Genomic DNA, 25,935 nt, shown 5'->3' on the forward strand with positions numbered 1-25,935 from the left:
CCGCGCTATCTGCCGGAACTAAATCTATTCAAGTTGGCTTGTCGAAGTGAACTTCAAGACGTCGGGAGGCCTCGATGGGAACAACAAAATTCATCTTTGCGGGTGCTGCGGCCCTCGGCATGCTCGCAACCAGCGCTCTTGCTGACGACATGACCGGAATGGTCACCAGAATCGACCGGCTCAACAGCACGATCTCGATCCAGCAGACACAGAAAGGCACGGTCGGCGGCAGCACAGGCGGCGCCGGCGCGGTTCAGGAGTACAAGGCCAAGGACGCCGCGATGCTGGATGCCGTCCATGCCGGCGACAGGGTGACCTACTCGGCGACCGACAACAACGGTACGGGCACGCTGACCAAGTTGCAGAAGCAGTAACCCTGCATCTTCATCTCTCCCCGCGCGGCACGGCGTTATGGCCGGGCTTGTCCCGGCCATCCACGCCCAACCACACGGATTGAAATACGTGGATGCCCGGGACAAGCCGGGCATGACCGCCTGTGGTTACTGCTCTGGCCGCGGCTGCGGCTGTGTCTCCTCGGTCGGAAGGTTTGCGCGCTCCCAGCCGTCGGTGCCGTCGGGGTACCAGGCGACGTTGGCATAACCGTAGGCCAAGGCGCGCTTGGCAGCGTTCCAGGACATCCAGCAATCCGCCAGGCAATAGATCACGAGCAGCGCAGCCTTGTCGCCGCGCGCGGCGCGGGCGAGGCCGCGCTGGAAATAGTCGTCCATGGCGGGCGGCAGCACGCCGTAGCCGGTGTCCGGCAGCCAGATGCTGCCCGGAATGTTTTTCCGCGGCATATCGCGCCAGACGGTGCCTTCGGGGAGGTTCTTCGGCTTCGGTGCGCGTGGCAGCACGTCGATGAATGCGCCGCTCTTCGCACGCCAGATCGCTTCGGCCTCCGCAGTCGTCAGCACGCGCGCGCCAGTGAGCGTCGCCGGCACCGGCGCGCGGTAATTGTCGGCGCGATATCCCTCGGGCTCGAACGGCTCCTGCTGCTCCGCCAACGCCGGCGCCACCAGAATGGCAGCGAGCAGCGCGGCGGTAACGCGCCGCCTCATGGCGTCTTCTTGGCCGTCTCCGCACCGAGCGGCCGGTCGCTCTCGTCGAGCAGCGGTACGCCGAAGTCGAGCAGGATCTTGTTGATCTCGCCCTGGTTCTCCTGGATCAGCTTGTTGAGCTGCCGCTTCCAGTTCTGGTCGGCGGGACGCACGCCCATGCCGATGCGATACACCAGCTTCGGCCCGGTGGTTTCCTTCACTAGCGGCGTAACGTGCAGCGATCCGGCCTTCTTGGCATAGAACCCGGCCATCGGACCCCACAGCACGCCGGCATCGATCTTGCCGGCGGCGAGGTCGTCGATCATGGCCTGCGCCGAATTGTCGAAACGCGTGTCGATCATCAGCGGATAGGGCTTCGCATCGCCCATCAGGCCGGCCAACGCCATGTTGGTCGCCGGCGGCGTGCCGGCGACGATACCGACATGCTTGCCCTTCAGGCGCGCGTCTTCGAGCGTATCGACGTCTTCGAGCCCGCTGCCGGTCTTGGCGACCAGCGCATAGGTCGTGCGGTAATAGGGATTGGTGCCCTGCACGAGGTCGTCACCTTGCGGAAATCCCATGATGACGTCGCAGCGATGCGCGCCCAGCGTCATGCGCACGAAGCCGGTGGCCTGCGGGAAGAAGACGTAGTCGAGCTTCTTCTGAAGCTTGTCCGCGAGCAACTCGGCGATCTTGTTCTCGAACCCCTCGCCCTTCTCGTTCGAGAACGGCAGATTGCGCGGGTCGGCACAGACGCGCAGCACTTTTGGATCGACCAGCTCGAACGAGAGGTCGCCGGTCTCGCTGGTCTGCGCCATGGCGACGTCGCCGAACGCGCAGGATGCCACCAGGACCCACAGTGAAAACAACCAGCGACGATGTCGTCCGGCCTCCGTCATCGCGCTTCCTCCTCGGTTTGTTTGAATGCTAGCCATGCAACGCATGACGCGCCATGTTTTGCCAAACTTTGTGCTGGCTTTGCTTTGTTGCAGTGCAAAGCGCGCAACCCTTTGAACTGAGGCGGAAAAGTGTCTCGCATCGCTCTCGTGATCGCAACCTTGTCTCTACTGGGGATCGCGACGCTAGCACGCACTGAAGCGGCCGAATTGCCTGTGAGCGAAGTCGCGCCGGGAATCTTCGTACACTCCGGGGCCATTGCGCTGATGACCCGCGAGAACGAAGGCGACATCGCCAATGTCGGCTTCATCGTCGGCGAGGACGCGGTGGCCGTGATCGACACCGGCGGCAGCCTCCGCGAGGGTCAGGCGCTGCTGGAGGCGGTGCGGGCTCGCACATCCAAGCCGATCCGCTACGTCATCAACACCCACGGCCATCCCGACCATGTCTTCGGCAATGCGGCCTTTGCTGCAGAGGGAACCCGCTTCGTCGGCCACAGCAAGCTGCCGCAGGCGCTGGCGACGCGCGGGCCGTATTATCTCGACAATTTTAGACGCCTCATGGGTAGCGAATTGATCGATCCCGTGAAGATCGTGCCGCCCACCCTGCTCGTCGTTGATACCCTGACGCTCGATCTCGGGTCGCGCCGCCTCACCTTGCGGGCCTGGCCGGCGGGGCACAGCGACAACGATCTGACCGTGTTCGACGAGACCAGCAAGACACTGTTCGCCGGCGACCTCGTCTTCCTCCGCCATATCCCGGTGATGGACGGCAGCATCCGCGGCTGGCTCGGCACGCTCGGGGAACTCGACAAGATTCCAGCGCAGCGCGTCGTGCCCGGTCACGGGCCTGTGAGCGACTGGCCTGCCGCGCTCGGCGACGAACGGCGTTATCTCACGACGCTGCTGGCGGACGTCCGGACGTCGAACAAGAAGGGCGAGCCGATCCGGACTGCCGCCGACAAAGCGGCCGCATCGGAACGGCCGCGTTGGCAATTGTTCGACGACTACAATGCTCGCAACGCAACCGCAGCATTTTCGGAAATTGAATGGGAGTAGTGGACGCGCTACGCTGGACGCGGATCGGCTACGCCGACCCAGAGAACTGCTTCGTCCGCACGGGACCACGACCATGACGGGATGCACACGCCGCCTGCCCCTGATCGCCGCATTGCTTGGCATCGCCTTCGCTGTGCCGGCGAGCGCCGAGGAGGCTTACGATCCCTGGCCGGGCCTGGTGCAGGACATCTTCAGCAACCGTCCGATCAACGACGGCAACGACGTCATCGGCATCGAGATGCCCTATCGCGCCGAGGACGCGGCGATCGTGCCGGTGACCCTGCGCAGCAAACTGTCGCCTGCGGATAGCCGCCGCATCCGTTCGATCACCCTTGTCATCGACCGCAACCCGGCGCCGATGGCGGCGAAGTTCGAGCTCGGCGCAGACGCCAACGTCACCGAGATCTCCACGCGCGTGCGCGTCAACAACTACACCGACGTCCACGCGGTCGCCGAGCTCAGCGACGGCCAGCTCTACGTCGCCAAGACCTATGTGAAGGCCTCAGGCGGCTGCTCGGCGCCGGCAGGAAAGAACATCGAGGAAGCCAGGAACCGGCTCGGCCAGATGCGCTACCGGCAATTCGCGCGCGAGGAGGCACCGGCGAGCCGCGTCCGCGAGGCGCAGATCATGATCGGCCACCCCAACAATTCCGGGCTGCAAATGGACCAGGTCACGCAGCTCTACATTCCCGCCTTTTTCGTCAACCAGCTGAAGCTGACGCAGGACGACAGCCCCGTGCTGTCGATGGAGGGCGGCATCTCGATCTCGGAAGATCCCAATCTGCGCTTCACGTATGTGTCCAACGGTGCCAAGCGCTTCCGCGCGGAGGCGAAGGACACGGATGGGCACGTGTTCCGCAATGAATGGGATGCGGAGAAGCCGGGGACTTAAGTCTCTCGATTGTCATGGCCGGGCATAGCCGTCCGAAGGACGGCGTCGCTTCGCTCGCCTATGTCCCGGCCATCCACGGACTTCGCGCCGATCCTAAGAACGTGGATGCCCGGGACAAGCCTGGGCATGACGACTACGGTTGGCGTGAAGCTGGCTGTCAGAAACACCTCACCTCGGCTTCCGCCTGCGCGCGCCTGAGATCGTTCACCGCCGAATTTGCCTGCTCGGACGTACGAAACTGGACGCCGAGATTGCCGCGCACCTGGGACATGCTCAGCGCCGTCTCGGCGGTGACGTAACGGTCATAGGACACGATCGAGGCCACCACGTCGATCGAGCAGGAACATTGCTCGATCGACTGCCGGCTCTCGCCATTGGCCTTCATGCAGCCATAGACATATTCGGCACGCGCCGAGGTCGGATAATCGTTGGCCTCCTCGGCACGCGCGGCGTAGACGGTCGCAGCCCACACCGCCAATGCGGCGACAATCGGTCGTAGCTGTCCCGCCAGATTCATGAGCGTCCTCCCGCTGGTTGCGACGAAAGCTATGCTATGCGTATTGTCATGAAAAGCACTCCCTTCGAGGAAACGGCTCACAAGGTGATGAGAGCACTTGGTCTGAGAGCGCCTGGGCGAACATTGGCGCTCGCGATGACGCTGGCGCTGTCGCTGGCCGCGCCTGGCCGCGCCGCGGATACGATCCGCCTTGCAGTGCAGAAGACCGGAACATTCTCCTGGGAGCTGGCCGCGATCCGCGCAGGCGGGCTCGACAAGGAAGCCGATCTGTCGCTCGACGTCGCCGAGCTCGCGAGCCCCGAGGCCGGCAAGATCGCCCTGCGCGCCGGGAATGCCGACATCATCCTGTCGGACTGGCTGTGGGTGTCGCGCGAGCGCGTACTCGGCGCCAAGCTCACCTTCTATCCCTATTCCAGCGCGCTCGGCGCGGTGATGGTGCCGGCCTCGTCGCCGCTCAAGACGCTCGCCGACCTGAAGGGACGGAAGCTCGGCGTCGGCGGCGGTGCGATCGACAAGAGCTGGCTGCTGCTGCAGGCGCGGATGAAGCAGGACGGCATCGATCTGAAGTCCGATGCCAGCATCGTCTATGGTGCGCCGCCCTTGATCGCCGCCAAGGCCCTCGATGGCGAGATGGATGCGAGCCTCAATTTCTGGAATTTCTGTGCGCAGCTCGAAGCCAAGGGCTTTCGCCGCCTGGCCGGCATCGAGGAGATTTTGCCAAAGCTGGGGGCCAAGGGCGCGGTGTCCGCGGTCGGTTATGTCTTCGACGAGAGCTGGGCCGCAACCCACCGCGATGCGGTGGCGCGTTTCATTGCGATGACCCGCAAGGCCAAGCAGCTGCTGGTCACCTCCGACGCCGCCTGGGACAAGATCGCCCCGCTCACCGGCGCGAGCGATCCGGCCATCCTCAAGACCTACCGCGACCGCTATCGCGACGGCATTCCGCGCCGGAGCATCGTGGACGAGGAGGCGGATGCGCGCGTGCTCTATCGCGTGCTCGCCGAGATCGGCGGACGCGACCTGGTCGGGCCGGCGGCCGAGCTCGATCCCGGCACCTTCTATCACGCGGTCCCCGGAGACTGAGGTGCTGCGTCTTCTCTCGTTTTCCCTGTTCCTCGCGACCTGGTGGATTGCGGCGCTGTTCGTCGGCGGCGCAAAGCTGCCCTCCCCGCCTGCCGTGCTCAACGTCATCATCGCGGAAGCATCGAGCGGCGCCCTGTTCCTGCATCTCGGCGCCACGCTGGCGCGCGTCGCGCTCGCCTTCGTGCTGGCGATGTCGCTGGGCAGCGCCATCGGCTATTTGATGGGACGGGTGAAGCTCGCCGACCGGCTCGGCGATCCCTGGCTGATCCTGCTGCTGAACCTGCCGGCGCTGGTCGTGATCGTGCTGGCCTATATCTGGGCCGGCCTGACCGAAGCGGCCGCGATCGCGGCGATCGCCATCAACAAGCTGCCGACCGCCATCGTCACCTTGCGCGAGGGCACGCGCGCGCTCGACCGTTCGCTGGACGAGATGGCCACCGTGTTCGCGATGCCGCGCTGGCGCGCGTTCCGCCACGTCGTGCTGCCGCAGCTTGCGCCCTATATCGCAGCCTCGGCCCGGTCCGGATTGTCGCTGGTGTGGAAGATCGTGCTGGTGGCCGAACTGCTGGGACGGCCGAACGGCGTCGGCTTCGAGATCGGCGTCGCCTTCCAGCTGTTCGACACGCCGCGACTGCTGGCCTATTCGCTCACCTTCGCGGCCGTCGTGCTCGTCATCGAAACCTTGCTGGTGCAGCCGTTCGAAGCCCGCGCAACACGGTGGCGGCCCCGTGCGGCTTGAAGTCGATATCTCCGGAAAGACATTCAGGAGCGCCGCGGGCGAAACGCACGAGGTGCTGGCCCCGGTCAGCTTCGCGCTTCAATCCGGTGAGGTCGGCGTTTTGATCGGCCCCTCCGGCTGCGGCAAGAGCACGATGCTGCGCATCATCCTCGGGCTCGACCGCGATTTCCAGGGGACCATCGCGCGTCCGCCGGAAGCGCGGATCGGGATGGTGTTCCAGGAGCCGCGGCTGCTGCCGTGGCGCTCGGTCGAGCAGAATGTGCGGCTTGCGGCTCCTGATATCTCCGAGGCGAAGCTGTCGGAGCTGTTCAGGATCCTGGAGCTGGAAGCGCATCGCAGCCATTTTCCCGGCGAATTGTCGCTGGGCCTGGCCCGGCGCGTCGCGCTGGCCCGCGCCTTCGCGGTCGAGCCCGATCTGCTCGTACTCGACGAGCCCCTCGCCTCGCTCGACGACGCGCTCGCCAGCCGCCTGCGCGACGAGATCGCGACGCTGGTCGCAAGCCGCCCCATGATGACGCTGCTCGTCACCCACAGCCTCGACGATGCGGTCCGCCTCGGCGACCGCTTGTTCTTCCTGTCGCCGCAGCCGGCGCGAATTCTGGCAGAGGTGCCGATCGGCATCCCGCGTGGCGCACGCGGCGACGCAGAGATCGCCACGATCAAGGCGGGCCTCCTGGCGAGGACCCAGGGTGAACATGGCGGCGAACGCGACGGGCGTGATGCCTCATAGGAGCCACGCAAAGCGCGTGCTAAACAGGGCCCGTAGCGGAGCCTGATGATGAAGCGAATGGTCGCCCTCATGACGTTTGGCCTCGCTCTCGTCGCGACCATGGCGAGCGCGCAGGACATGATGCGTGACGTCGACCTCACGTCACCCGCGATGGTCTCCGCGGAAATGAGCCGGCAGGAGATCGAGGCCATCCTGGCCAAAGCCGGCGCCGGGGCGCCGGCCGATTTCACCGGCAAGCGGTTGTCGGGGCTCGATCTCTCGGGTCTCGACCTTTCCACGGCGATCCTTCGTGCGGCACGGCTCAACAAGACAAAACTCGCCGGTGCCCGTCTTGATCAGGCGATCCTCGATCAGGCCTGGCTGCTGGACGCTGATCTCGCCGGCGCGAGCCTGAAGGGCGCCAATCTGTTCGCCTCGCAGATGGCGCGCGCGCGTCTGGACGGCGCGGACCTGACCGGTGCTCGCATCGCGGCCGACCTCACCGGCGCAAGCCTGCTCGGCGCCTCGATTGCGGACGCGCATCTTGGCGCCGATATGCGCAACCAGTCGATGGGGCTGATGCGCGCCGTGCTGCGATCCGCCAATCTGGAAGGGTTGAACGCGCGCAATGCCGACCTGTCGCGCGTCGATCTCGAATTTGCCTCCCTCAAGGGAGCCGACCTGACCGGCGCGTCGCTCAAAAATGCTCAGCTCGGCGGCGCCGACCTGACCGGAGCCACCGTCACTGACACCGATTTCGAGGGCGCCGATCTTGCCTCGGCGAAGCTGATCGCGCCGATCGGCCTTGACCGCGCCAGGAATTTCGACAAGGCAAAGAACCGCGAGCGCCTGATCAGGGAATAACGGGCGCCTTTGGGAGGATCGGCTGATGCGTTGGTTTCTGGCTTTGATCGCGTTGTTGACGTTGGCCGGCGAAGCCGCCGCCCAAAGCAAGGGCAAGGGCATCCGGCTCTGGAATTTGACGACGGAGACGATCTCCGGCTTCCAGCTCTCGCCCGCCGGCAAGACCGAGTGGGGCCCGAACCAGTGCCTGAACGACAAGGACAAGGAAGTCGACCACGACGAGCGGCTGCGCATCACCGGCGTCGAGCCCGGCCGCTATGACGCCAGGGTCAGCTATCCCAATGCGCGGCAATGCGTCGTCCGCGACATCGAGATCAAGGCGGACGCGGTGTTCTCGATCGCCGACAAGGACCTGAAGGACTGCACGAAATAACGAAGGCGGTTCACGCCTTGTCGTTCGGGTGGGGATATTCGCAGCGCCACCGCACCGCCTGCCACTTCGGATGGTCGCCGACCCATTGTGCGATATAGGGCGGCGCAGCCATCACGCATTGCCTCGGCGACCCCGCAAAGTTGAACACCAGATGCTGCTCCTCGCAGGTCGCAGGCGAGAGCACCGCACACACAGTCACCACCAGGTCAATCGGGTTCATGCCGGGATCCTGTCGCAAGGGACAATGGAGAGTAGCACGAAAGATTACGTTCCGAGGAGCGGGAAGTTTCAAACGGACGGGATGTTCCCTCTCTCTGCGCGCGGGCAGAGGCGGAACAAACACCTAGAAGTTTACCCCGAACACCAATCGCGCCTGATGGCGCTCGAAATTGACGAGGTCGAGATTGCCGCCTGATGCGGCCGGGCGGCCCCAGGCCTGCATGCTCCAGCTCAAGGTGAGCCGCGACTTCTCCGATAGCTGGAAATAGGCGGTCGGACCGACAAACAGCGCCTGCCCCGAGAACTCACCGAGGCCGATGCCCTCGTACTGGCGGAAGTAGCGCATCTCCCCACCGAGCAGAAAATTGGGACGCACGCGCACCAGGGCGCCAAAGGCCGCGCCGATCGTCGAGCTCTTCTCGGACACCCCCGCCACCTCGAAGCGCGCCCATTCCGGCTGATAGATCAGATTGAGCGCTGCGATGGCGTAGTTCGGAATCAGCTCACGGTCGAAAGCGAACGTGAATTCGGAGCCGTACATCCGTCCCTTCGCGCCGCTGGTCTCGTCGATACGATCGCCATGGAGTTCGGCGGCGACAGTGAACCCGAACGGCGCGCGCTCGCGGTCGAGCAGGCGGTAACGCAGGTCGAGCGAGGCGCCCTGGAAATTGAACTGGCGGCGGTCGTCGATATCGGGAACGCCGGTGATGTCGTGGAGCGTGGCAGTGCCGCCGACCTCGACACGGAAGTTCGGCAGCGGCACGACCTCGATCTCGACCTCCTGCTGGAGGGCGCGATAGGTACCGCCGCCCTTGCCGAAGCTCCCTGTCGTTTGGGTCTGGAATTCGCGCTCGCCGGGATTGCCGACGTCGGTGCCGATCATGAAGCCGAAGATGTGCTCGGTATCGAAGCCCTCTTCGGCACTGACACACGCCGGTGCAAGCGCAACACCGAACGCGATTGCCGTCCAGATCGTGTGGGCTCCAAGGCGCATTGCCAACACTACCACGGCTTCGACGGCGTCCGCCATCGAAGCCGCGGCAGGTCGTCAGTCTTACTTGCGCGCAGCGCAGGCGTACATGTTGATTTCCATGCCGACCGGCACTTCCACGATCTTCGGAGCTTTCCAAGCCATTCGGGTCTCCCAAGGGTATTGAGCGCGACATCGCGCGGGGCAAAACCTAGGGCTGCGTCAGGTGCAGCGCAAGCCTGGAATCGAAGCGCAAACACAGCGAACTGTCGCATTATGCTCGCGAATTTCCCTCTCGGGCAAATCGGCTTCGCTCCCAGTCAAGCGCCGCGTCTCTCACCGCAACAAGCGCAGCAGCGCGCGGCCGGCGCGCGAGTTCAGCTCCTTCGCATCCAGCGTTCCATCCTTGTCGGGATTCGCTGCGTTGAAGCGCTGCTCGACCACCACGAGATATTCGTCGAGCGTGAGAGTCCCGTCGTGATCGGGGTCGGCGGCGGCGAGTTCTTTCGCCGTTAACCGTCCGCGCAATTCGCGCGCGTCCAGCGTGCCGTCGTGATCGGGATCGAGCTTTGCGAACAGCGCGGCGGCCGCCTTCTTCACCTCGGCGAGATCGAGCGTGCCGTCATTGTCGGTATCGAACATCTTTACGGCGTTGCCGGAAGCAGCCCACGCTGGACCGGACAGCACTGCAATCGTGAGCGCAAGCGCAACTGAGCGACGTGAAATCATCAAACCCTCCTGACCAGCCCCCGATTCGTAGGGGATCGAAACGACATAAGTCTACAAGCGAGCCCCGGTTCAAGTCCGGAATTGCAACCTGCGCACCGCACAACTCGCGGAACCCGACGGCCGGAGCAGAGCGGCCGAAGCCGCCACTGCTTCATGCCACGGAATTTTTTCAGCGTCTGCGCACAAGTGAAAGTCGGTTGTCAGGTTTCCGTCAGGTGACCGGCATCTGGCATCCAACATATCGGCGACGCACTTACGACTTTCGTATTGACGTGTTTTGCGTTCGGGCGGAGTGTTGCTCCCGCAGCGTCAAAAGGCGCGCATATTGGGAGGAACGGATGAAACGCTTTGCGATGGCCGCGAGCCTCGTCATGCTTGCATCGACTTGTGCGAGCGCACAGACCACCGAGCAACTGGTCAAGGGCGCGACCGATACATCGAACGTTCTCAATTACGGGATGGGCTACAATCTGCAGCGCTTCTCGACGCTGAACCAGGTCAACAAGGACACCGTCAAGAATCTCGTCCCGGTCTGGAACTACAGTTTCAACGACGATCGCAGCGAGGAATCGCAGCCGCTGGTGTACCAGGGCGTGATTTACGTGACCTCGCACAACGCGACCATGGCGGTCGACGCCAAGACCGGCAAGCAGATCTGGAAATCCAAGGTCGAGTATCCCGCCGAGACGCCGCGCATCGTCTGCTGCGGCATCATCAACCGCGGCGCCGCGCTCTATGACGGCAAGGTCTTCCGCACCACGCTCGACGCCAACGTGATCGCGCTCGATGCCAAGGACGGCAAGGAGCTGTGGCGACAGAAGGCCGCCGACATCAAGGAAGGCTATTCGATGACGGTGGCGCCGCTGGTCGCCGACGGTGTCGTCATCACCGGCATCTCCGGCGCCGAGTTCGGCACCCGCGGTTTCATCGACGGCTGGGATCCGGCGACGGGCAAGCATCTCTGGCGTACCCATTCGATCCCCTCGCCCGACGAGCCCGGCGGCGACACCTGGAAGGGCGACACCTGGAAGCTCGGCGGCGGCTCGACCTGGATCACCGGCTCCTACGATCCCGAGCTCAACACGGTCTATTGGGGCATCGGCAATCCCGGACCGTTCAACTCGGCGGTGCGTCCCGGCGACAACCTCTACACCTGCTCCGTGCTGGCGATGGATCCCAAGACCGGCAAGATCAAGTGGCACTACCAGTTCTCGCCGAACAATCCGTTCGACTATGACTCGGTGGCCGAGATGGTCCTCGCCGACATGAATGTCGAGGGCAAGCCGACCAAGGTGCTGATGGACGCCAACCGCAACGGCTTCTTCTACGTGCTTGACCGCACCAACGGAAAGCTGCTTGCGGCCAATCCTTACGTGAAGGTGAATTGGGCAACCGGCGTCGACATGAAGACCGGTAAGCCGATCGAGACCGACGTCACGAAGGACGCGCGCGACGGCAAGAAGGTCACCGTCTATCCGTCGATCCTCGGCGGCAAGAACTGGGAGCCGATGTCGTTCAATCCGCAGACCGGCCTCGCCTATGCCAACACGCTCGCCTTCGGCGGCAGGTACAAGACCGAGCCCGTCACCTTCAAGCAGGGCGAATGGTATCTCGGCATGGACCTCACCGACCTCTGGGAGTGGGGTGACGGCCCGCGCGGTCATCTGAAGGCGATCGATCCCATGACCGGCAAGGCCAAGTGGGAAGCGCCGAGCGACATCCCGCGCTTCTCGGGCGTGCTGTCGACCGCGGGCGGCGTCGTGTTCACGGGCGCGCTGACCGGCGAGTTCGAGGCCTTCGACGCCGACACCGGCAAGAAGCTCTGGCAGTTCCAGACCGGCTCCGGTATCGAGGGGCAACCGGTGACCTGGCAGCAGGATGGCGTGCAGTACATTGCCGTCACTTCCGGCTATGGCGGCGTCTACTCGCTGTTCTCCGGCGACGAGCGGCTTGCCAAGGTGCCGCCCGGCGGCTCGCTGTGGGTTTTTGCGGTCAAGCAATAACCACGGCCCGATGCTGAAGGACATATCTCACAAGACGGTGGCGACGATCGCCACCGTCGCGGTGCTGACGGTCGCGCTTGCGGCGACCGTTCGTGCCGCGGACGATGCAACCGGCAATCCCGTGCAGGCACAGATCGATCATGGCAAGTCGACCTATGCTTCGAAGTGCTCGCACTGCCACGGCCCCAACATGATGAATTCCGGCACCATCACGCCGGACCTACGCGTCTTTCCCGACGACAAGACGCGCTTCGTCACCACGGTGAAGAACGGCAAGAACAACAAGATGCCGCCCTGGGCTGACATTTTGAGCGACGACGAGATCGGCAACCTCTGGGCCTTCGTCTCGAGCAGGAGAAAGCCATGAGAGCCTGGCTCGCCGCATGGAGCGTCGCCGCGATCCTCGCGGCGGCGACCACCGCCGCGCGCGCGGCCGACGAGCCGCTGAAGGTCTGCCTCGACGAGGACCGGCCGCCGCTCTCGATGCATCACAAGGGCAAGCCGGATTCAGGCTTCGACGTGCTGCTGGCGCAGGCGATCGCGGACCGGATCGGCCGGCCGCTGAAGATCCAGTGGTTCGAGAGCAAGCTGGACGAGGATTCGAGCCCGCAGCTCGAGGCCAACGCCTTGCTCTCCGATGGGCGCTGCTCGCTGGTCGGCGGCTATGCGTTGACGACGGATTCCCTCGTCAAGCCCGGCATGAAGACGGCACGCTTGCCGGATTTCGCCGGGGCCACGCGCGATGACCGGCGCCGCCGCGTCGCGCTCGGCGTGCTCGCGCCGAGCCAGCCTTACGTCTATTCGCCGATGACGGTGGTACTCGGGCCGAAAGCGCAGGGCCGCAAGATCAGCGACATCGGCGACCTCGCCGGCCTTCGTCTTGCGATCGAGAGCGGCTCGCTGGGCGATGCCATCCTGATGACCTTCGACAAGGGCCGCCTGATCGACAGCATCACCCATCTCGTCCCCGGCCGCGACGATCTCCTCGGCGCGATCCAGCGCGGCGACCATGACGCGACGCTGATCGACCTCGGCCGCTTCGACGCCCACCGCGCCGCACATCCCGACACGACGATCACCGCGTCGGGCTATTATTATCCGATCGGCGCCAATCGCGGCTATGTCGGGCTCGCCAGCGATGGCGCACTGATCGACGCGGTGAACAAGGCGCTGACCAGCCTTGCCGCCGAGGGCAAGATCGCCGAGTTCGGCAAGCAGGCCGGCCTCACCTATCTGCCGCCGCGCGAGCCTGCGGTGCTCGGCGATGTCTGGGCGAAGATCATTCAGCGGTAGGTAGCCACACGTGCCGTCACATCACCGGTGTCATGCCCCGCGACCCGGCTACGCCAAGGCTTCGCCGGGGTTGAGGTCCAGGGGCGCCGAAGCTTTAGCGTAGGCGGCAGGCGGGGTATCCAGTACGCCGCGGCCTCCCGATTCAATCGCAAGCGCCTCTGGAGTACTGGATCGCGCGGTCAAGCCGGGCGATGACAGCGAGGGCGTGGCGTGGCTATCGCCCCACGCGCTAAGGTGCGGGCGTTGTCCGGCGCTACGCGTCATGCTTCATTCGCCCCTTTGGTGCCCTGTGAATTCTCCGACCATCCCTTCTGCCACAAACTTGCGCGATCTTCTCTCCCGCGAAGTCAAGACCAGCGAGCTCCTGCGCGCGCTGATCGTCGTCGGCCCGATGGTCGCCGCCTATTTCATCTCGCGCGAGACGGCGCTGCTGAACCTGGGGCTGGTCGCGGTCTCGCTGCTCATTCCGGCGCTCAGGCAGCACTTTCCGCCAAAAGTCGTCGCGTGGCATTATCTCGCCATCCTCGTCACCTTTGCCGCGCTTTTCCTTGCAGCTCCGGTCAAGCCGCTATTCGTGGTGCTGACGGCACTCGCGGGCTTCCTTGCGGTGGCGGGGACGCGCTACGGCGAACATTTCCGCACGCTCGGCAATTGGGTGTTCATCCCCGCCGTCTATCTCGCCTGCGAGGTGCGGGAGGGCGTGAGCGCCGAAGAAGCGATAAGTCATGCCGGCGTGATCGTCGCCTCCTCTCCGATCGCGCTGGCGCTCGTCTGCGCTATTCAGATTTGCGACCAGCGGCTGCGCGGCAATGCCGCGACCTCGTTCGGACCGCCCGCCGCCGACTGGTTTCTGCCCGCAGCGGCAACCGCCATGGCGGTCTTTGCTGCAGCCGCCCTGGTCGAGATCTTCAACCTCGCGCAGGGGCAATGGGTGATGTGGTCGGCCGCAAGCGTCGTGGTTGGCGACCTCACGGCGTCCACCGGCAAGCTGAAGCAGCGGGCGATCGGCGCCTTCGTCGGGGCGCCGTTCGGCTTTCTCGCCGGCCTTGCCCTGCCGCAAAGCCGCGTCGGCTACGCCATCGCGATTCTCGCCGCCACCCTCACCCTGATCTCGTTCTCCCGCTACGTCGTCGGCTTCGGCCTGCGCTGCTTCTTCATCGCGCTCGCCGCATCCTTTGCCGGCGGCGCCATCGGCATCGCCGAGGAGCGCATCGTCAACGTGCTGATCGGCGGTACGTTCGGCCTGATTGCGGTAGCCCTGACCGAGATCGTCTGGCTGCGGGTGATGCGGAAGACCCGATCGCCCGGATGACGCGCACATGGGCATCGCGCGGCCCTGTCGAATGCGCCAATCTGTCTCGCCTACCACCCCAGCCTGATGCAGTAGGGTCGGCAAAAATCAGGAGGGAATCATGCCCGCAAAATTCGATCGCCGCCACTTCATCGCTGCCGGTACCAGTGCACTCGCGATGCCCTTCGTCGCGCGCGGCGCCTCGGCGCAAGGCGCATCGCAAGGCAATTGGCCGTCGCGGCAGATCCGCATGATTTGCAGCTATCCCGCCGGCGGACAGACCGATTTGCTCGCGCGCGCCTATGGCGAATTCATCTCCAAGCAGGTCGGCAAGACCGTCGTGGTCGAGAACAAGCCCGGCGCCTCCGGCGCGATCGGCACCGCAGAGGTCGCCCGCGCCGAACCCGACGGCCACACCATCCTGTGCTCGATCTCGACCACCTACATCATGAACCGGGTCGTGATGAAGAATCCCGGCTACGACATGGACAAGGACCTGACGCTGGTCAGTGTCATTCCGGGCGCCGGCCTGCTGCTGGTCGCGAACCCCAAGACCGGGGTCAAAACGCTGGAGGATTTCGTCGCCTTCGCGCGCAAAAGCGGCAAGGTCAACTTCGGCACGTATAGCGCGGGCTCGGCCCCGCACATGACGATCAACGAGCTCAACAAGCAGTACGGTCTTTCCATCGAGCCGGTTCACTACCGCGGCGAAGCGCCGATGTGGACGGGGATGCTGGAAGGCACGCTCGATGCCGCAATGGGCAGCTACACAGCTGCGCAGTCCGTCCTGCAAAGCGACCGTGGCACCGTGTTCGCCGTGCATTCGAAGAAGGTCGACGCGATCCCCGCCATCAAGACCCTCCCGGAGCAGGGCGCAACGTCGAAATTCTTCACCGTGAGCGGCTTCTCCGGCTGGGCCGTGCCGAAGGCGACGCCGCAGCCGGTCGTCGACCGCCTGGCGGAACTCTGCGTCGCCGCCAACAGCGATCCGAAGGTGAAGGAGGTTCTCGCGACCTTCGTGCTCGAGCCGGCAATCGGCTTCAAGGAGACCAATGCCCTGTATCAGCGCGAGTTGCCGATCTGGATCGAGAGCGCGCGGTCGCTCGGCCTCGAGCCGGCCTGAACCGCGCGGCGCACGGGCTGTCCTAACGGAGCCCGACATCCGACCAAAGCCTAGTGTCGGAAGGGCATTTTCCCGCTATGATTGTGTGCCGGTGCCCCCCTCACCGGCGGACAAGAAAGGCCGATCGCATGACACCGGATGGCGTCGCCGTTGCCGTCATGATCATCCTGCTCTTTCCGATGGGCTATTTCACGCTGGCCTCGCCCGCCTTCCTGCTGGTGAAGCTCGATATCCAGCCCGTCGCCCAGCTATTGCGTGGGATGTTCAACGCCCATTTTCTGGTGATGCGCATCGCCGGCGTGATCGGGGCGCTGGCTTTCCTGCTCGACGGTCGCCTGGTCGCCGCGATGGGCGTCGGCCTGCTCGCGGCCCTGGCGATCTGGGGACGCCGCTGGTTCATGCAACGGATGGACGACCAGCTCCGCGCGAGGGACGCCGGAGATGCCGAGGCTCCGCGTCGGCTGCGACGCCTGCATTGGAGCGGAATGCTGGGCAACGCGGTCTTGCTCGTCGCTCTCGTGACCAGCATTCCCTACGTCGCCATATCGGCCTGAGAGATATCGCCGCGCGGCCCGCGTCGGCTGCGGCGCTCGCCTAATGCTCGCCCGAGGCCGCGGCGCCCTGCTGGGCCTTGTGGATCGAGGACGGCACCACGCCAAAATATTTCCGGAACACGCGGCTGAAATGCGATGAGCTGGAGAAGCCCCAGGAGAAGGCGACGTCGGTGATGGTCTTGCCACCGTGTGCCTCGAGCTCCTGGCGGCAGTTCTGCAGGCGCGCCTGCCAGATGTAGTCGCTCACCGTGGTGCCGCGCTCGGAGAACAGCATGTGCAGATAGCGCTTGGAGCAGCCGAGCTCGGCGGAGATCTGGTCGATGCACAGATCCGGATCGCGCAGGTGCTCGCGGATGAAGAATTGTGCGCGCACATACATCGCCTCGGGCCCGACGCGATCGAACATCGCGTCCGCTTCGCGCAACGGCAGTAGCAAGAGGTCGATCAGCGAATCGGCGACACCGACCGCGCTGTTCGCCGACAGCTTGGCCGCCTCGTCGAAGGTGGCATGGACGAAATCATGGGCGATCCTCCCCGTCCCGGTCTTCGCCGACAATTTGCAGGCCGGCATCCGCTGCGACGGGAATCCGCGGTCGCGCAGCAAGGCCTTCGGCACGATCACCACGTCGTGGCGGGTGAAGGCGGGGCTGATGATGGAATGCGGACAGGAGACGTCATAGGCGATGATGTCGCCCGGGTTCAGCTCGATGTGGCGGCCTTCCTGCTCGAAATAGGACACGCCGTAGGTCTGGAAGTGGATCTTGATGTACGGGTGTTCATTGGCCTTGGCGCGCGCCAGCGTGTGCGCGATGCGATGCTGGCTGACCTCGATCTGGCAGAGCTTCAGGCGCGAGACGCTGGTGTAGTCGATGCGGCCCTCAAGCGAGGACGCCTCGAGCGGATCGACGTCGAAATGCCCACACAGGCTTGTCAGCCCGTCGATCCAGCTCTGGATCTGCCGCTTCGGCGTCAGGCCGGTCGTCGAGAGCGTGTGAATGGTGTCGGACATTAATCCAGCCGCTGGTTTCATCTGGAGATTCGACGCGAATCGCAACCAGCGCTGCCGGAGCCCTCAGCTATGATTGCGTGACGTTTACCTCGAATTTGAGCGGTCTCTTGCAACGATCGCGGTCGTTCCATTGCCACCCTTGACGGTTAATCCTCCGCCTTAGTTGCAGCGCCGTCAAGGGGAACCTGAGCGTCGAAGGCGTCGCGAAGCCGCGCGGAAGCCGCTGAATTCGCTACTGCAAAATCAAAAACTTCGCGTCCGTGCGCTGTCGAGCAAACCGGCTTCCCTCTTGGGCAAGTTTCCCGATGACGAAGTCGTTAGGGATTGCGGCAGGAACAACAAAAACGGGCCTCTCCTGCACGTGGACCCGTAGCTCTCATCCGGAGGAGGAAACAGCACAGCATCGTTTCTGGTCCCAAACGTGACCGCCCTGCACGAGCAGACGCCGGACGAGAAGCCCGGTGATTAAGCAATGCTTCGGAAACAATAAACGAGACCAACGGAGGAATGACTATGCGCAAGGTGCTAATGGCGACCTATCTTGGCTCCGCGGCGATGCTCGCCGTCGGCAGCGCGTCAGCCAATGACGAGCTGATCAAGATGTCGCAGAATCCCAAAGACTGGGTGATGCCCGCGGGAGACTACGCCAATACCCGCTATTCGAAGCTGAACCAGATCAACGCACAAAACGTAGGCAAGCTCCAGGTCGCCTGGACCTTCTCCACCGGCGTGCTGCGCGGCCACGAAGGCGGCCCGCTGATCATCGGCAACATGATGTACGTCCATACGCCGTTCCCGAACAAGGTCTATGCTATTGACCTTTCGAACGAGAACAAGATCGTCTGGAAGTACGAACCGAAGCAGGATCCGAACGTCATCCCGGTGATGTGCTGCGATACGGTTAACCGCGGCCTGTCCTACGGTGACGGCAAGATCATCCTGCATCAGGCCGACACCAACCTCGTCGCGCTCGACGCCAAGACCGGCAAGGTCGAGTGGTCGGCGACGAACGGCAACCCCGCGAAGGGCGAGACCGGTACGTCGGCGGCGCTGGTCGTCAAGGACAAGGTCCTGGTCGGCATCTCCGGCGGCGAGTTCGGCGTGCAGTGCCACGTCACCGCTTACGACCTCAAGAGCGGCAAGCAGGTCTGGCGCGCCTTCTCCGAAGGTCCGGATGACCAGATCAAGGTCGATCCGGCCAAGACAACGTCGCTCGGCAAGCCGGTCGGAGCCGATTCCTCGCTGAAGACCTGGCAAGGCGATCAGTGGAAGATCGGCGGCGGCTGCACCTGGGGCTGGATGTCCTTCGATCCCGCTCTGAACCTCGTGTATTACGGGTCGGGCAACCCCTCGACCTGGAATCCGAAGCAGCGTCCGGGCGACAACAAGTGGTCGATGACGATTTTCGCGCGTGACGCGGACACCGGCATGGCCAAGTGGGTCTATCAGATGACGCCCCACGACGAGTGGGACTATGACGGCGTCAACGAGATGATCCTGTCGGATCAGCAGATCAACGGCCAGCCGCGCAAGCTGCTGACTCATTTCGACCGTAACGGCCTCGCCTACACGATGGACCGTGAGAACGGCGAACTGCTGGTCGCCGAAAAGTACGATCCGAAGGTGAACTGGACTTCCGGCGTCGACATGGACAAGAACTCGGCGACCTATGGCCGTCCGAAGGTGCTTGACGCAGCGTCGACCGACAAGGCCGGCGAAGACCACAACGTGAAGGGCATCTGCCCGGCCGCGCTCGGTACCAAGGACGAGCAGCCCGCAGCCTACTCGCCGGACACGCAGCTGTTCTACGTTCCGACCAACCACGTCTGCATGGACTACGAGCCGTTCAAGGTGAGCTACACCGCGGGCCAGCCCTATGTGGGTGCGACGCTCTCGATGTATCCGCCGGCGGGCGAGACCCACATGGGTAATTTCATCGCCTGGGACGGCAAGACCGGCAAGATCGTCTGGTCGAACAAGGAGCAGTTCTCGGTCTGGTCGGGTGCGCTCGCAACCGCCGGCGGCGTGGTTTTCTACGGCACGCTCGAAGGCTACCTGAAGGCGGTCGACGCCAAGTCCGGCAAGGAGCTCTACAAGTTCAAGACTCCCTCCGGCATCATCGGCAACGTCACGACCTATGAGAACGGCGGCAAGCAGTATGTCGCAGTGCTCTCCGGCGTGGGCGGCTGGGCCGGTATCGGTCTGGCAGCTGGTCTGACCGATCCGACCGCCGGTCTCGGCGCAGTCGGTGGCTACGCGGCTCTCAGCAACTACACGGCACTCGGCGGTACGCTGACCGTGTTCTCGCTGCCCGCGGCGAACTAGCCCACCCTTCGTGTCGCTCCGGCGCGTGGATCAACTCCACGCGCCGGCTCGTCTCCACCTGATGCCTTCGAGGATCATCTCTTGCGTAAAATCTGCTTTGTCATCGCTGCGACCATCTTCGTGACTTCGGGAGGAATTGCCGTTGCGGACGGTCCGGGCGACCCGGCCGCCGTCAAGAAGGAAGACGACGGAAAGTGGCTCGATAAGGAAGGAAACCCGACCTACAAGATTTCGGCTGACGGCACCGTGGACTGGTTCACCTATTCCGGATATCGCCGCTATCACTCCGACTGCCACGTCTGCCATGGCCCCGACGGCATGGGATCCACCTACGCACCGTCGTTGAAGGATTCGGTCAAGACCATGAGCTATGGCGACTTCCTCGGCGTCGTCGCCTCCGGTCGCAAGAACATTTCGACCGCGCAGGAGAATGTCATGCCTGCCTTCGGCGACAACCCGAACGTCGCCTGCTACATGGACGATCTCTACGTCTATCTGCGCGCCCGCTCCGACGAGGCGTGGGGCCGTCAACGTCCCTCCAAGAAGGAGGAGAAGAACGAGACCTACACCAAGGCGGAAGACGCCTGCATGGGCAAGAAATGAAGGTTACCAGGACCGATACCACCTCGTGGCGTCCTGCGAGAATTTGAGGAGTTTACGATGAAGACACGTGCCGCCGTTGCTTTCGAAGCCAAGAAACCACTCGAGATCGTCGAAGTCGATCTGGAAGGACCGAAGGCCGGCGAAGTCCTGGTCGAGATCAAGGCGACGGGCATCTGCCATACCGACGCCTACACGCTCGACGGCTTCGACAGCGAAGGAATCTTCCCGTCGATCCTGGGTCATGAGGGCGCCGGTATCATCCGCGAGATCGGACCGGGCGTGACCTCGGTGAAACCGGGCGACCACGTCATCCCGCTCTACACGCCGGAGTGCCGGCAGTGCAAAAGCTGCCTGAGCCAGAAGACCAATCTCTGCACCGCGATCCGCGCGACGCAGGGCAAGGGCGTGATGCCCGACGGCACCAGCCGCTTCTCCTACAAGGGCAAGCCGGTCTACCACTACATGGGCTGCTCGACCTTCTCGAACTTCACCGTGCTGCCGGAGATCGCCGTCGCCAAGATCCGCGAGGACGCGCCGTTCGACAAGAGCTGCTACATCGGCTGCGGCGTCACCACCGGCGTCGGCGCCGTCGTCAACACCGCGAAGGTCACGCCCGGCTCCAACGTGGTCGTGTTCGGCCTCGGCGGCATCGGCCTCAACGTGATCCAGGGCGCCAAGATGGCCGGCGCCGACAAGATCATCGGGGTCGACATCAACGACTCCAAGGAGGATTGGGGCCGCCGGTTCGGCATGACCGAGTTCGTCAACCCCAAGAAGATCACCGGCGACATCGTCGCGCATCTGGTCAACCTGACCGACGGTGGCGCCGACTACACCTTCGATTGCACCGGTAATACCACCGTGATGCGCCAGGCGCTGGAAGCCTGCCATCGCGGCTGGGGCACCTCGATCATCATCGGCGTTGCCGAATCCGGCAAGGAGATCGCCACCCGCCCGTTCCAGCTCGTCACCGGGCGTAACTGGCGCGGCACGGCCTTCGGCGGCGCACGCGGCCGCACCGACGTGCCCAAGATCGTCGACTGGTACATGAACGGAAAGATCCAGATCGATCCGATGATCACCCACGTGCTCAAGCTCGAGGAGATCAACAAGGGTTTTGACCTCATGCACGAGGGCAAATCCATCCGTTCAGTCGTCGTGTTCTAGCTCGAAAGCGTCACACCCAAGGAGGATCGACCCATGACTGTTGCACTCCATCCCTCGATCGATAACGGCGTCAAACAGGGCAGCGGCAACTTTGCCGGCGGCACGCTGGTCTGCAAATGCACGGACCACCCGGTCAAGGTCGCGGTGAAGGGCGACGTCGCCCACAACCACGCCTGCGGCTGCACCAAGTGCTGGAAGCCGCAAGGCGCGAACTTCTCGGTGGTCGCCGTGGTGCCGCGCCAGAACGTCAGCGTGACCGAGAACGGCGACAAGCTCCAGATCGTCGATCCCTCGGCGGTGATCCAGCGCTACGCCTGCAAGGCCTGCGGCACGCACATGTACGGCCGCATCGAGAACAAGGGCCACCCGTTCTACGGCCTCGATTTCATCCATCCCGAGCTGTTCCAGGAGCAGGGCTCGCAGGCGCCGCAATTCGCCGCCTTCGTCTCCTCCGTGATCGAATCCGGCGTGAAGCCGGAACAGATGGCAGGCATCCGCTCGCGGCTGAAGGAAATCGGGCTCGAGCCCTATGACTGCCTGTCGCCGGCGCTGATGGATGCGATCGCGACCCACGTCGCGAAAGCCAAGGCCGCCTGACAAGGCTGCTTGACAAGGCCGCCTGAACAGAGCCGCCAGACCTTCGCCGTGCCCGTCCGCTCGCTGGCCCCGACCATCGCCAGCGGGCCGGACGGTCCGGCCGCGACCAAATCGCTGCGATGCTTCCGCTTCGCACGACACAAGATGCGAGGGCCAAGAGCTCCTCAGATGAGCTCCTCAGTCCTGGTCTCTGAATGACTGCGCAGTGCCGCCCACTTCCCCCTCGAAGTCCGCGCCTCTGCGCTTCTCCCTCCCTCGACTGAGGCATCCTGCTTCGTCCGCGCAGTCTCTGCCGGACGAAGCTTTTTTTCGTGGTGCACATTTCGCAGGCGCAGCGGCGTGATGTCGCGCCCTGCTTTTGACAAACCTTCGTTGCAATCCTTTCCCGTCAAGAACACCCGGCTGTGAACGCCGGGCCGGCGCGGTCTCTGCTACGATCGCGTCGTCACGATGCCGCGCGAATTCAATCAATCAAGAATAAGACGGGAGGTATCGAGCACATCCGGACATCACGATTCGCATTCCTGCTTGCTGCCGGGATCTGCCCGCGCAGGAGACCAGGCAGGGATGCGGCGACACGACGAAACGGGCAGTGCGCCGACCTGTGTCGGCAATGTTGAAATCGACATGCTTATGAAGAGCGAGGGACCATCATGATCAAGGTGAAGATCAACGGCCAGGAACAGAGCTGGGACGGCGACCCGGATCTCCCGCTACTCTGGTTTCTGCGTGACGAGGCCGGGCTGACCGGCACCAAGTTTGGCTGCGGCCAGGCCTTGTGCGGCGCCTGCACCGTCATCGTCGACAAGGAGGCCGTGCGCTCCTGCATCACGTCGATCAACGACGTCGCCGGGCGCGAGGTGACCACCATCGAAGGCCTGCATCCGAACGGCGACCACCCCGTCCAGAAGGCCTGGCGCCAGGTCAACGTGCCCCAATGCGGCTTCTGCCAGGCTGGCCAGATCATGCAGGCCGCCGCGCTGCTGATGGAGAATCCCAAGCCGTCACACGACCAGATCCGCGAAGCGATGGCCGGCAACATCTGCCGCTGCGGCTGCTACCAGCGCATCGAGAACGCAGTCCATCTCGCATCGACGGGAGTGTGACATGAATTTCATCGAGAACCCGACGAAGCTCCGTGGCTTCGAAAAGAACCTCAAGGTCGAGAAGGTCTCACGCCGCAGCATCCTGAAGGGGCTCGGCATCACCGGTGGCTTCGTGCTCGCCGCTCCCGTGATGTCGCGCCAGGCGTTTGCCTATGAGACCGGCGCCGGCAAGATGCCGCACGGCGTCGTGGTCGATCCGCGCGTCTTCGTTGCCGTTGCGCCCGACGGCACCGTCACCATCCTCGCCCATCGTGCCGAAATGGGCACCGGCGTGCGCACCAGCCTGCCGCTGATCGTCGCCGAGGAGATGGAAGCCGACTGGTCCAGGGTGAAGGTGCAGCAGGCCCATGGCGACGAGGTCAAGTTCGGCAACCAGGACACCGACGGCTCCCGCAGCACGCGGCATTATCTGATCCCGATGCGCCAGATCGGCGCCTCCGCCCGCACCATGCTGGAGCAGGCCGCGGCCAAGCGCTGGGGCGTTCCGGCGACCGAGGTCAAGGCCGTCAACCACGAGGTCGTCCATAGTGCCAGCGGCCGCAAGCTCGGCTTCGGCGAGCTCGCCGCGGACGCAGCCAAGCAATCGGTGCCGAGCATCGAAGGCCTCAAGCTGAAGGACCCTAAGGACTTCCGTTATCTCGGCAAGGGCGAGATCGGCATCGTCGATCTCCACGACATCACCACCGGCAAGGCGCGCTACGGAGCCGACGTGCGACTACCAGGCATGAAATATGCCGTCATCGCACGCCCGCCGGTGACCGGCGGCAAGCTGGCCTCATTCGATCCGGACGCCGCGCTGAAGGTCCCCGGCGTAGAGAAGGTGATGCAGGTGCGCGGCTGGCCGTGGCCGTCGAAATTCCAGCCGCTCGGCGGCGTTGCGGTGATCGCGCGCAACACCGGCGCGGCGATCAAGGGCCGCGACGCGCTGAAGCTGACCTGGGACGACGGCGCCAACGGCAAATACGACTCTGTCGCCTATCGCAAGGAGCTCGAGGAAGCCTCGCGCAAACCGGGCCTCGTCGTACGCCAGGAGGGTGACGCAGACGCTGCGCTGAAAGGCGCCGACAAGGTCGTCGTCGGCGAATACTATCTGCCGCACCTCGCCCATGTCAGCATGGAGCCGCCGGTGGCGGTCGCCGACGTCAAGGGCGACAAGGCGGAGATCTGGGCGCCGGTGCAGAGTCCCGGCGGCACCCGCGAGGACGTCGCCAAGACGCTCGGCATTCCCGAGGACAACGTCACGGTGAACGTCACGCTGCTCGGCGGCGGTTTCGGCCGCAAGTCGAAATGCGACTTCGCACTCGAGGCCGCACTGCTGTCGAAGGAGCTCGGCGCGCCGGTGAAGGTGCAATGGACGCGCGAGGACGACGTCCGTCACGACTTCCTGCACACCGTCTCGGTCGAGCGGATCGAGGCGGGGCTCGACAAGAACGGCAAGGTGATCGCCTGGCGCCACCGCAGCGTGGCCCCGACAATCGCCTCGACCTTCGCCGCGGGCGCAAACCACCAGGCACCCTTCGAGCTCGGCATGGGCCTCGTCGACATGCCGTTCGAGATCGCCAACATCTCCTGTGAGAACCCGGAAGCCGCGGCGTTCACCCGTATCGGCTGGTTCCGTTCGGTCTCCAACATCCCACGGGCCTTTGCGGTGCAGTCGATGGTCGGCGAGATCGCGCAGGCGACCGGGCGCGACCCGAAGGAGACGCTGCTCGCGCTGATCGGCAGTCCTCGCATCGTCAAGCCGGCGGTGAAGGACATGTGGAACTACGGCGAGCCCTATGACAGCTACCCGATCGACACCGCGCGCCTGCGCAAGGTGGTCGAGCTGGTCGCCGAGAAGGGCGAATGGGGCCGTCAGGTGCCGAAAGGCCACGGCCTCGGCATTGCCGTGCACCGCAGCTTCGTCAGCTACATCGCGACCATCGTCGAGGTGGCCGTCGACGAGAAGGGCAAGCTGACGGTGCCCCGGGTCGACACCGCGATCGACTGCGGCACCTATGTCAATCCCGAGCGCATCGCCTCGCAGATGGAGGGCGCGGCGATCATGGGGCTGAGCGTCGCCAAATACGGCGCGATCACCTTCAAGGACGGCAAGGTGGAGCAGAAGAACTTCGACGACTTCCAGGTCCTCAGGATGGATGAATCTCCTCTTGTAACCAACGTCTACATCGTCCCGCCCGGACCGGACACGCCGCCGAGCGGCGTCGGCGAGCCCGGTGTCCCGCCGTTCGCGCCCGCGCTGATGAACGCGATCTTCGCCGCGACCGGAAAGCGTATCCGCAGCCTTCCGCTCGGCAAGCAATTGGAGGCCTAAGGCGGAACATTGAGCGGCCTCGCGCCGTTTCCATCGATCTGACAGGAGCAGATCGATGACCAACATCTCAAAGGCGCTCGCAGTCTCGTTGCTGTCGGGCGCCTTTTTCATGACGACCACGGCTGCGTTCGCCCAAAGCAACACCACCCCGCCGACCACCGCCACGCGCCCCACCGCGCCGGAGCAAAACTCGCTTCCCAACGCCGGCGCTCCGCCGCCTTCGACCACGCAGACCACCGGGCAGACCAGCTCCGATCCGAAGGTTCAGGAGATGAACCAGAAGGAAAAGGACAAGGTGGATCGGCAGGGGAAGTAGCGGTCCAACGCCTGCGCCCACAAACCGCCGCTCGCCGTCATGGCCGGGCTTGTCCCGGCCATCCACGACCTCTGCCGCGGCACGAAGAACGTGGATGCCCGGGCCTTCGCCTCGCGGAAGCGACTTCGGCCGCGCATGCGGGACAAG

Annotated in this window: 29 protein-coding genes; 21 read left to right on the forward strand and 8 right to left on the reverse strand. The window is 64.3% G+C overall.

From position 1 onward, the window contains the following. The first annotated feature begins 74 nt into the window (after positions 1-74). Positions 75-374, forward strand: a complete 300-nt coding sequence (locus AB7008_RS35215) for a copper-binding protein (RefSeq protein WP_304490759.1) — start codon at positions 75-77, stop codon at positions 372-374. 126 nt (positions 375-500) lie between these two features. On the opposite strand, the gene AB7008_RS35220 is transcribed toward AB7008_RS35215, so the two are convergent. Both AB7008_RS35220 and AB7008_RS35225 read right to left on the reverse strand, forming a co-directional pair. Next, entirely contained in the window at positions 501-1,058 is a 558-nt protein-coding gene (locus AB7008_RS35220) for a PQQ-dependent catabolism-associated CXXCW motif protein (protein WP_304490760.1), read from the reverse strand. Further along, complete coding sequence (locus AB7008_RS35225; protein WP_041959058.1) at positions 1,055-1,936, reverse strand: substrate-binding domain-containing protein; 882 nt, start codon at positions 1,934-1,936, stop codon at positions 1,055-1,057. Before AB7008_RS35225 ends, AB7008_RS35220 begins: the two co-directional genes overlap by 4 nt. Positions 1,937-2,065: 129 nt before the next feature. Between AB7008_RS35225 and AB7008_RS35230 the strand changes: the two genes are divergently transcribed. Together AB7008_RS35230 and AB7008_RS35235 are read left to right on the forward strand one after the other, a co-directional pair. Then, on the forward strand, positions 2,066-2,992 hold the full coding sequence (locus AB7008_RS35230; protein WP_304490761.1) for a quinoprotein relay system zinc metallohydrolase 2: 927 nt from the start codon (positions 2,066-2,068) through the stop codon (positions 2,990-2,992). Between the two features lie 73 nt (positions 2,993-3,065). Continuing rightward, positions 3,066-3,884, forward strand: coding sequence for a quinoprotein dehydrogenase-associated SoxYZ-like carrier (locus tag AB7008_RS35235; RefSeq protein ID WP_304490762.1), 819 nt, complete (start codon positions 3,066-3,068; stop codon positions 3,882-3,884). A gap of 157 nt (positions 3,885-4,041) precedes the next feature. Here AB7008_RS35235 and AB7008_RS35240 read toward each other — a convergent pair whose 3' ends face one another. Then, positions 4,042-4,401 (reverse strand): hypothetical protein, encoded by a 360-nt coding sequence (locus AB7008_RS35240; protein WP_014493633.1) that lies wholly within the window; start codon positions 4,399-4,401, stop codon positions 4,042-4,044. 135 nt (positions 4,402-4,536) lie between these two features. On the opposite strand from AB7008_RS35240, the gene AB7008_RS35245 reads away from it, so the two are divergent. Genes AB7008_RS35245 through AB7008_RS35265 form a run of 5 tightly spaced genes read left to right on the forward strand, consistent with a single transcriptional unit; the run spans position 4,537 to position 8,169 of the window. Next, positions 4,537-5,484, forward strand: coding sequence for an ABC transporter substrate-binding protein (locus AB7008_RS35245; RefSeq protein ID WP_039152719.1), 948 nt, complete (start codon positions 4,537-4,539; stop codon positions 5,482-5,484). A gap of 1 nt (position 5,485) precedes the next feature. Beyond that, complete coding sequence (locus tag AB7008_RS35250; protein WP_038957639.1) at positions 5,486-6,223, forward strand: ABC transporter permease; 738 nt, start codon at positions 5,486-5,488, stop codon at positions 6,221-6,223. Next, entirely contained in the window at positions 6,213-6,953 is a 741-nt protein-coding gene (locus AB7008_RS35255; RefSeq protein WP_304490763.1) for an ABC transporter ATP-binding protein, read from the forward strand. Before AB7008_RS35250 ends, AB7008_RS35255 begins: the two co-directional genes overlap by 11 nt. 45 nt (positions 6,954-6,998) lie before the next feature. After that, complete coding sequence (locus AB7008_RS35260) at positions 6,999-7,796, forward strand: pentapeptide repeat-containing protein (RefSeq protein WP_304490764.1); 798 nt, start codon at positions 6,999-7,001, stop codon at positions 7,794-7,796. Between the two features lie 25 nt (positions 7,797-7,821). Then, positions 7,822-8,169 (forward strand): hypothetical protein, encoded by a 348-nt coding sequence (locus tag AB7008_RS35265; RefSeq protein WP_014493628.1) that lies wholly within the window; start codon positions 7,822-7,824, stop codon positions 8,167-8,169. Between the two features lie 10 nt (positions 8,170-8,179). Here AB7008_RS35265 and AB7008_RS35270 read toward each other — a convergent pair whose 3' ends face one another. The 4 genes from AB7008_RS35270 to AB7008_RS35285 form a co-directional block, all read right to left on the reverse strand. Further along, the gene (locus AB7008_RS35270) at positions 8,180-8,389 is read right to left on the reverse strand and encodes a hypothetical protein (RefSeq protein ID WP_014493627.1); all 210 of its coding nucleotides are present in this window, start codon (positions 8,387-8,389) and stop codon (positions 8,180-8,182) included. A 123-nt stretch (positions 8,390-8,512) separates the two neighbouring features. Beyond that, positions 8,513-9,418 (reverse strand): hypothetical protein, encoded by a 906-nt coding sequence (locus AB7008_RS35275; RefSeq protein WP_441260282.1) that lies wholly within the window; start codon positions 9,416-9,418, stop codon positions 8,513-8,515. Positions 9,419-9,442: 24 nt separating this feature from the next. Beyond that, positions 9,443-9,523, reverse strand: coding sequence for a pyrroloquinoline quinone precursor peptide PqqA (pqqA, locus tag AB7008_RS35280; RefSeq protein ID WP_012029362.1), 81 nt, complete (start codon positions 9,521-9,523; stop codon positions 9,443-9,445). 171 nt (positions 9,524-9,694) lie between these two features. Next, positions 9,695-10,087 carry an EF-hand domain-containing protein gene (locus AB7008_RS35285; RefSeq protein ID WP_028156722.1) on the reverse strand — a complete coding sequence of 131 codons (393 nt, stop codon included), beginning with the start codon at positions 10,085-10,087 and terminating at the stop codon, positions 9,695-9,697. Positions 10,088-10,425: 338 nt separating this feature from the next. On the opposite strand from AB7008_RS35285, the gene AB7008_RS35290 reads away from it, so the two are divergent. The 6 genes from AB7008_RS35290 (at position 10,426) to AB7008_RS35315 (ending at position 16,351) form a co-directional block, all read left to right on the forward strand. Further along, complete coding sequence (locus AB7008_RS35290; RefSeq protein ID WP_014493624.1) at positions 10,426-12,090, forward strand: methanol/ethanol family PQQ-dependent dehydrogenase; 1,665 nt, start codon at positions 10,426-10,428, stop codon at positions 12,088-12,090. Positions 12,091-12,100: 10 nt separating this feature from the next. Further along, positions 12,101-12,457 carry a c-type cytochrome gene (locus AB7008_RS35295; RefSeq protein WP_304490766.1) on the forward strand — a complete coding sequence of 119 codons (357 nt, stop codon included), beginning with the start codon at positions 12,101-12,103 and terminating at the stop codon, positions 12,455-12,457. Further along, positions 12,454-13,383, forward strand: coding sequence for a transporter substrate-binding domain-containing protein (locus AB7008_RS35300; protein ID WP_304490767.1), 930 nt, complete (start codon positions 12,454-12,456; stop codon positions 13,381-13,383). Before AB7008_RS35295 ends, AB7008_RS35300 begins: the two co-directional genes overlap by 4 nt. A gap of 322 nt (positions 13,384-13,705) precedes the next feature. Beyond that, a complete protein-coding gene (locus tag AB7008_RS35305; RefSeq protein WP_441260283.1) occupies positions 13,706-14,695 on the forward strand; it encodes an FUSC family protein in 990 nt (329 codons plus the stop codon). Positions 14,696-14,795: 100 nt separating this feature from the next. Then, positions 14,796-15,797 carry a Bug family tripartite tricarboxylate transporter substrate binding protein gene (locus tag AB7008_RS35310; protein WP_014493619.1) on the forward strand — a complete coding sequence of 334 codons (1,002 nt, stop codon included), beginning with the start codon at positions 14,796-14,798 and terminating at the stop codon, positions 15,795-15,797. 128 nt (positions 15,798-15,925) lie between these two features. Continuing rightward, positions 15,926-16,351 carry a hypothetical protein gene (locus AB7008_RS35315; RefSeq protein ID WP_014493618.1) on the forward strand — a complete coding sequence of 142 codons (426 nt, stop codon included), beginning with the start codon at positions 15,926-15,928 and terminating at the stop codon, positions 16,349-16,351. A 40-nt stretch (positions 16,352-16,391) separates the two neighbouring features. On the opposite strand, the gene AB7008_RS35320 is transcribed toward AB7008_RS35315, so the two are convergent. Then, positions 16,392-17,360 (reverse strand): helix-turn-helix domain-containing protein, encoded by a 969-nt coding sequence (locus AB7008_RS35320; RefSeq protein WP_441260284.1) that lies wholly within the window; start codon positions 17,358-17,360, stop codon positions 16,392-16,394. Between the two features lie 513 nt (positions 17,361-17,873). Between AB7008_RS35320 and xoxF5 the strand changes: the two genes are divergently transcribed. The 7 genes from xoxF5 to AB7008_RS35355 all read left to right on the forward strand — a co-directional run bounded on the left by xoxF5 (position 17,874) and on the right by AB7008_RS35355 (position 25,788). Further along, complete coding sequence (gene xoxF5 / locus AB7008_RS35325) at positions 17,874-19,685, forward strand: lanthanide-dependent methanol dehydrogenase XoxF5 (protein WP_028156726.1); 1,812 nt, start codon at positions 17,874-17,876, stop codon at positions 19,683-19,685. Between the two features lie 81 nt (positions 19,686-19,766). Then, a complete protein-coding gene (locus tag AB7008_RS35330; RefSeq protein WP_080669521.1) occupies positions 19,767-20,288 on the forward strand; it encodes a c-type cytochrome, methanol metabolism-related in 522 nt (173 codons plus the stop codon). A gap of 57 nt (positions 20,289-20,345) precedes the next feature. After that, on the forward strand, positions 20,346-21,455 hold the full coding sequence (locus AB7008_RS35335) for an S-(hydroxymethyl)glutathione dehydrogenase/class III alcohol dehydrogenase (RefSeq protein WP_014493614.1): 1,110 nt from the start codon (positions 20,346-20,348) through the stop codon (positions 21,453-21,455). Positions 21,456-21,488: 33 nt separating this feature from the next. Continuing rightward, positions 21,489-22,052, forward strand: a complete 564-nt coding sequence (gene gfa, locus AB7008_RS35340; protein WP_014493613.1) for an S-(hydroxymethyl)glutathione synthase — start codon at positions 21,489-21,491, stop codon at positions 22,050-22,052. Between the two features lie 653 nt (positions 22,053-22,705). Further along, a complete protein-coding gene (locus AB7008_RS35345) occupies positions 22,706-23,158 on the forward strand; it encodes a (2Fe-2S)-binding protein (protein ID WP_014493612.1) in 453 nt (150 codons plus the stop codon). Between the two features lies 1 nt (position 23,159). Next, the gene (locus AB7008_RS35350; RefSeq protein WP_441260285.1) at positions 23,160-25,472 is read left to right on the forward strand and encodes a molybdopterin cofactor-binding domain-containing protein; all 2,313 of its coding nucleotides are present in this window, start codon (positions 23,160-23,162) and stop codon (positions 25,470-25,472) included. 55 nt (positions 25,473-25,527) lie between these two features. Beyond that, on the forward strand, positions 25,528-25,788 hold the full coding sequence (locus AB7008_RS35355) for a hypothetical protein (protein ID WP_028151274.1): 261 nt from the start codon (positions 25,528-25,530) through the stop codon (positions 25,786-25,788). Positions 25,789-25,935: the final 147 nt, after the last annotated feature.

The sequence above is a fragment of the Bradyrhizobium sp. 521_C7_N1_3 genome (assembly GCF_052075975.1).
In the GTDB taxonomy this organism is placed as follows: Bacteria; Pseudomonadota; Alphaproteobacteria; order Rhizobiales; family Xanthobacteraceae; genus Bradyrhizobium; species Bradyrhizobium japonicum.

Excerpts from the sequence above, each read along its gene's own strand:
- AB7008_RS35275 (WP_441260282.1), bottom strand. The coding sequence starts at position 9,418 with ATGGCGGACGCCGTCGAAGCCGTGGTAGTGTTGGCAATGCGCCTTGGA.
- xoxF5 (WP_028156726.1), top strand. The coding sequence starts at position 17,874 with ATGCGCAAGGTGCTAATGGCGACCTATCTTGGCTCCGCGGCGATGCTC.
- pqqA (WP_012029362.1), bottom strand. The coding sequence starts at position 9,523 with ATGGCTTGGAAAGCTCCGAAGATCGTGGAAGTGCCGGTCGGCATGGAA.
- AB7008_RS35335 (WP_014493614.1), top strand. The coding sequence starts at position 20,346 with ATGAAGACACGTGCCGCCGTTGCTTTCGAAGCCAAGAAACCACTCGAG.
- gfa (WP_014493613.1), top strand. The coding sequence starts at position 21,489 with ATGACTGTTGCACTCCATCCCTCGATCGATAACGGCGTCAAACAGGGC.
- AB7008_RS35285 (WP_028156722.1), bottom strand. The coding sequence starts at position 10,087 with ATGATTTCACGTCGCTCAGTTGCGCTTGCGCTCACGATTGCAGTGCTG.
- AB7008_RS35215 (WP_304490759.1), top strand. The coding sequence starts at position 75 with ATGGGAACAACAAAATTCATCTTTGCGGGTGCTGCGGCCCTCGGCATG.
- AB7008_RS35260 (WP_304490764.1), top strand. The coding sequence starts at position 6,999 with ATGATGAAGCGAATGGTCGCCCTCATGACGTTTGGCCTCGCTCTCGTC.
- AB7008_RS35355 (WP_028151274.1), top strand. The coding sequence starts at position 25,528 with ATGACCAACATCTCAAAGGCGCTCGCAGTCTCGTTGCTGTCGGGCGCC.
- AB7008_RS35245 (WP_039152719.1), top strand. The coding sequence starts at position 4,537 with ATGACGCTGGCGCTGTCGCTGGCCGCGCCTGGCCGCGCCGCGGATACG.
- AB7008_RS35240 (WP_014493633.1), bottom strand. The coding sequence starts at position 4,401 with ATGAATCTGGCGGGACAGCTACGACCGATTGTCGCCGCATTGGCGGTG.
- AB7008_RS35270 (WP_014493627.1), bottom strand. The coding sequence starts at position 8,389 with ATGAACCCGATTGACCTGGTGGTGACTGTGTGTGCGGTGCTCTCGCCT.
- AB7008_RS35310 (WP_014493619.1), top strand. The coding sequence starts at position 14,796 with ATGCCCGCAAAATTCGATCGCCGCCACTTCATCGCTGCCGGTACCAGT.
- AB7008_RS35320 (WP_441260284.1), bottom strand. The coding sequence starts at position 17,360 with ATGTCCGACACCATTCACACGCTCTCGACGACCGGCCTGACGCCGAAG.
- AB7008_RS35345 (WP_014493612.1), top strand. The coding sequence starts at position 22,706 with ATGATCAAGGTGAAGATCAACGGCCAGGAACAGAGCTGGGACGGCGAC.
- AB7008_RS35295 (WP_304490766.1), top strand. The coding sequence starts at position 12,101 with ATGCTGAAGGACATATCTCACAAGACGGTGGCGACGATCGCCACCGTC.
- AB7008_RS35290 (WP_014493624.1), top strand. The coding sequence starts at position 10,426 with ATGAAACGCTTTGCGATGGCCGCGAGCCTCGTCATGCTTGCATCGACT.
- AB7008_RS35220 (WP_304490760.1), bottom strand. The coding sequence starts at position 1,058 with ATGAGGCGGCGCGTTACCGCCGCGCTGCTCGCTGCCATTCTGGTGGCG.
- AB7008_RS35265 (WP_014493628.1), top strand. The coding sequence starts at position 7,822 with ATGCGTTGGTTTCTGGCTTTGATCGCGTTGTTGACGTTGGCCGGCGAA.
- AB7008_RS35225 (WP_041959058.1), bottom strand. The coding sequence starts at position 1,936 with ATGACGGAGGCCGGACGACATCGTCGCTGGTTGTTTTCACTGTGGGTC.
- AB7008_RS35350 (WP_441260285.1), top strand. The coding sequence starts at position 23,160 with ATGAATTTCATCGAGAACCCGACGAAGCTCCGTGGCTTCGAAAAGAAC.
- AB7008_RS35315 (WP_014493618.1), top strand. The coding sequence starts at position 15,926 with ATGACACCGGATGGCGTCGCCGTTGCCGTCATGATCATCCTGCTCTTT.
- AB7008_RS35235 (WP_304490762.1), top strand. The coding sequence starts at position 3,066 with ATGACGGGATGCACACGCCGCCTGCCCCTGATCGCCGCATTGCTTGGC.
- AB7008_RS35300 (WP_304490767.1), top strand. The coding sequence starts at position 12,454 with ATGAGAGCCTGGCTCGCCGCATGGAGCGTCGCCGCGATCCTCGCGGCG.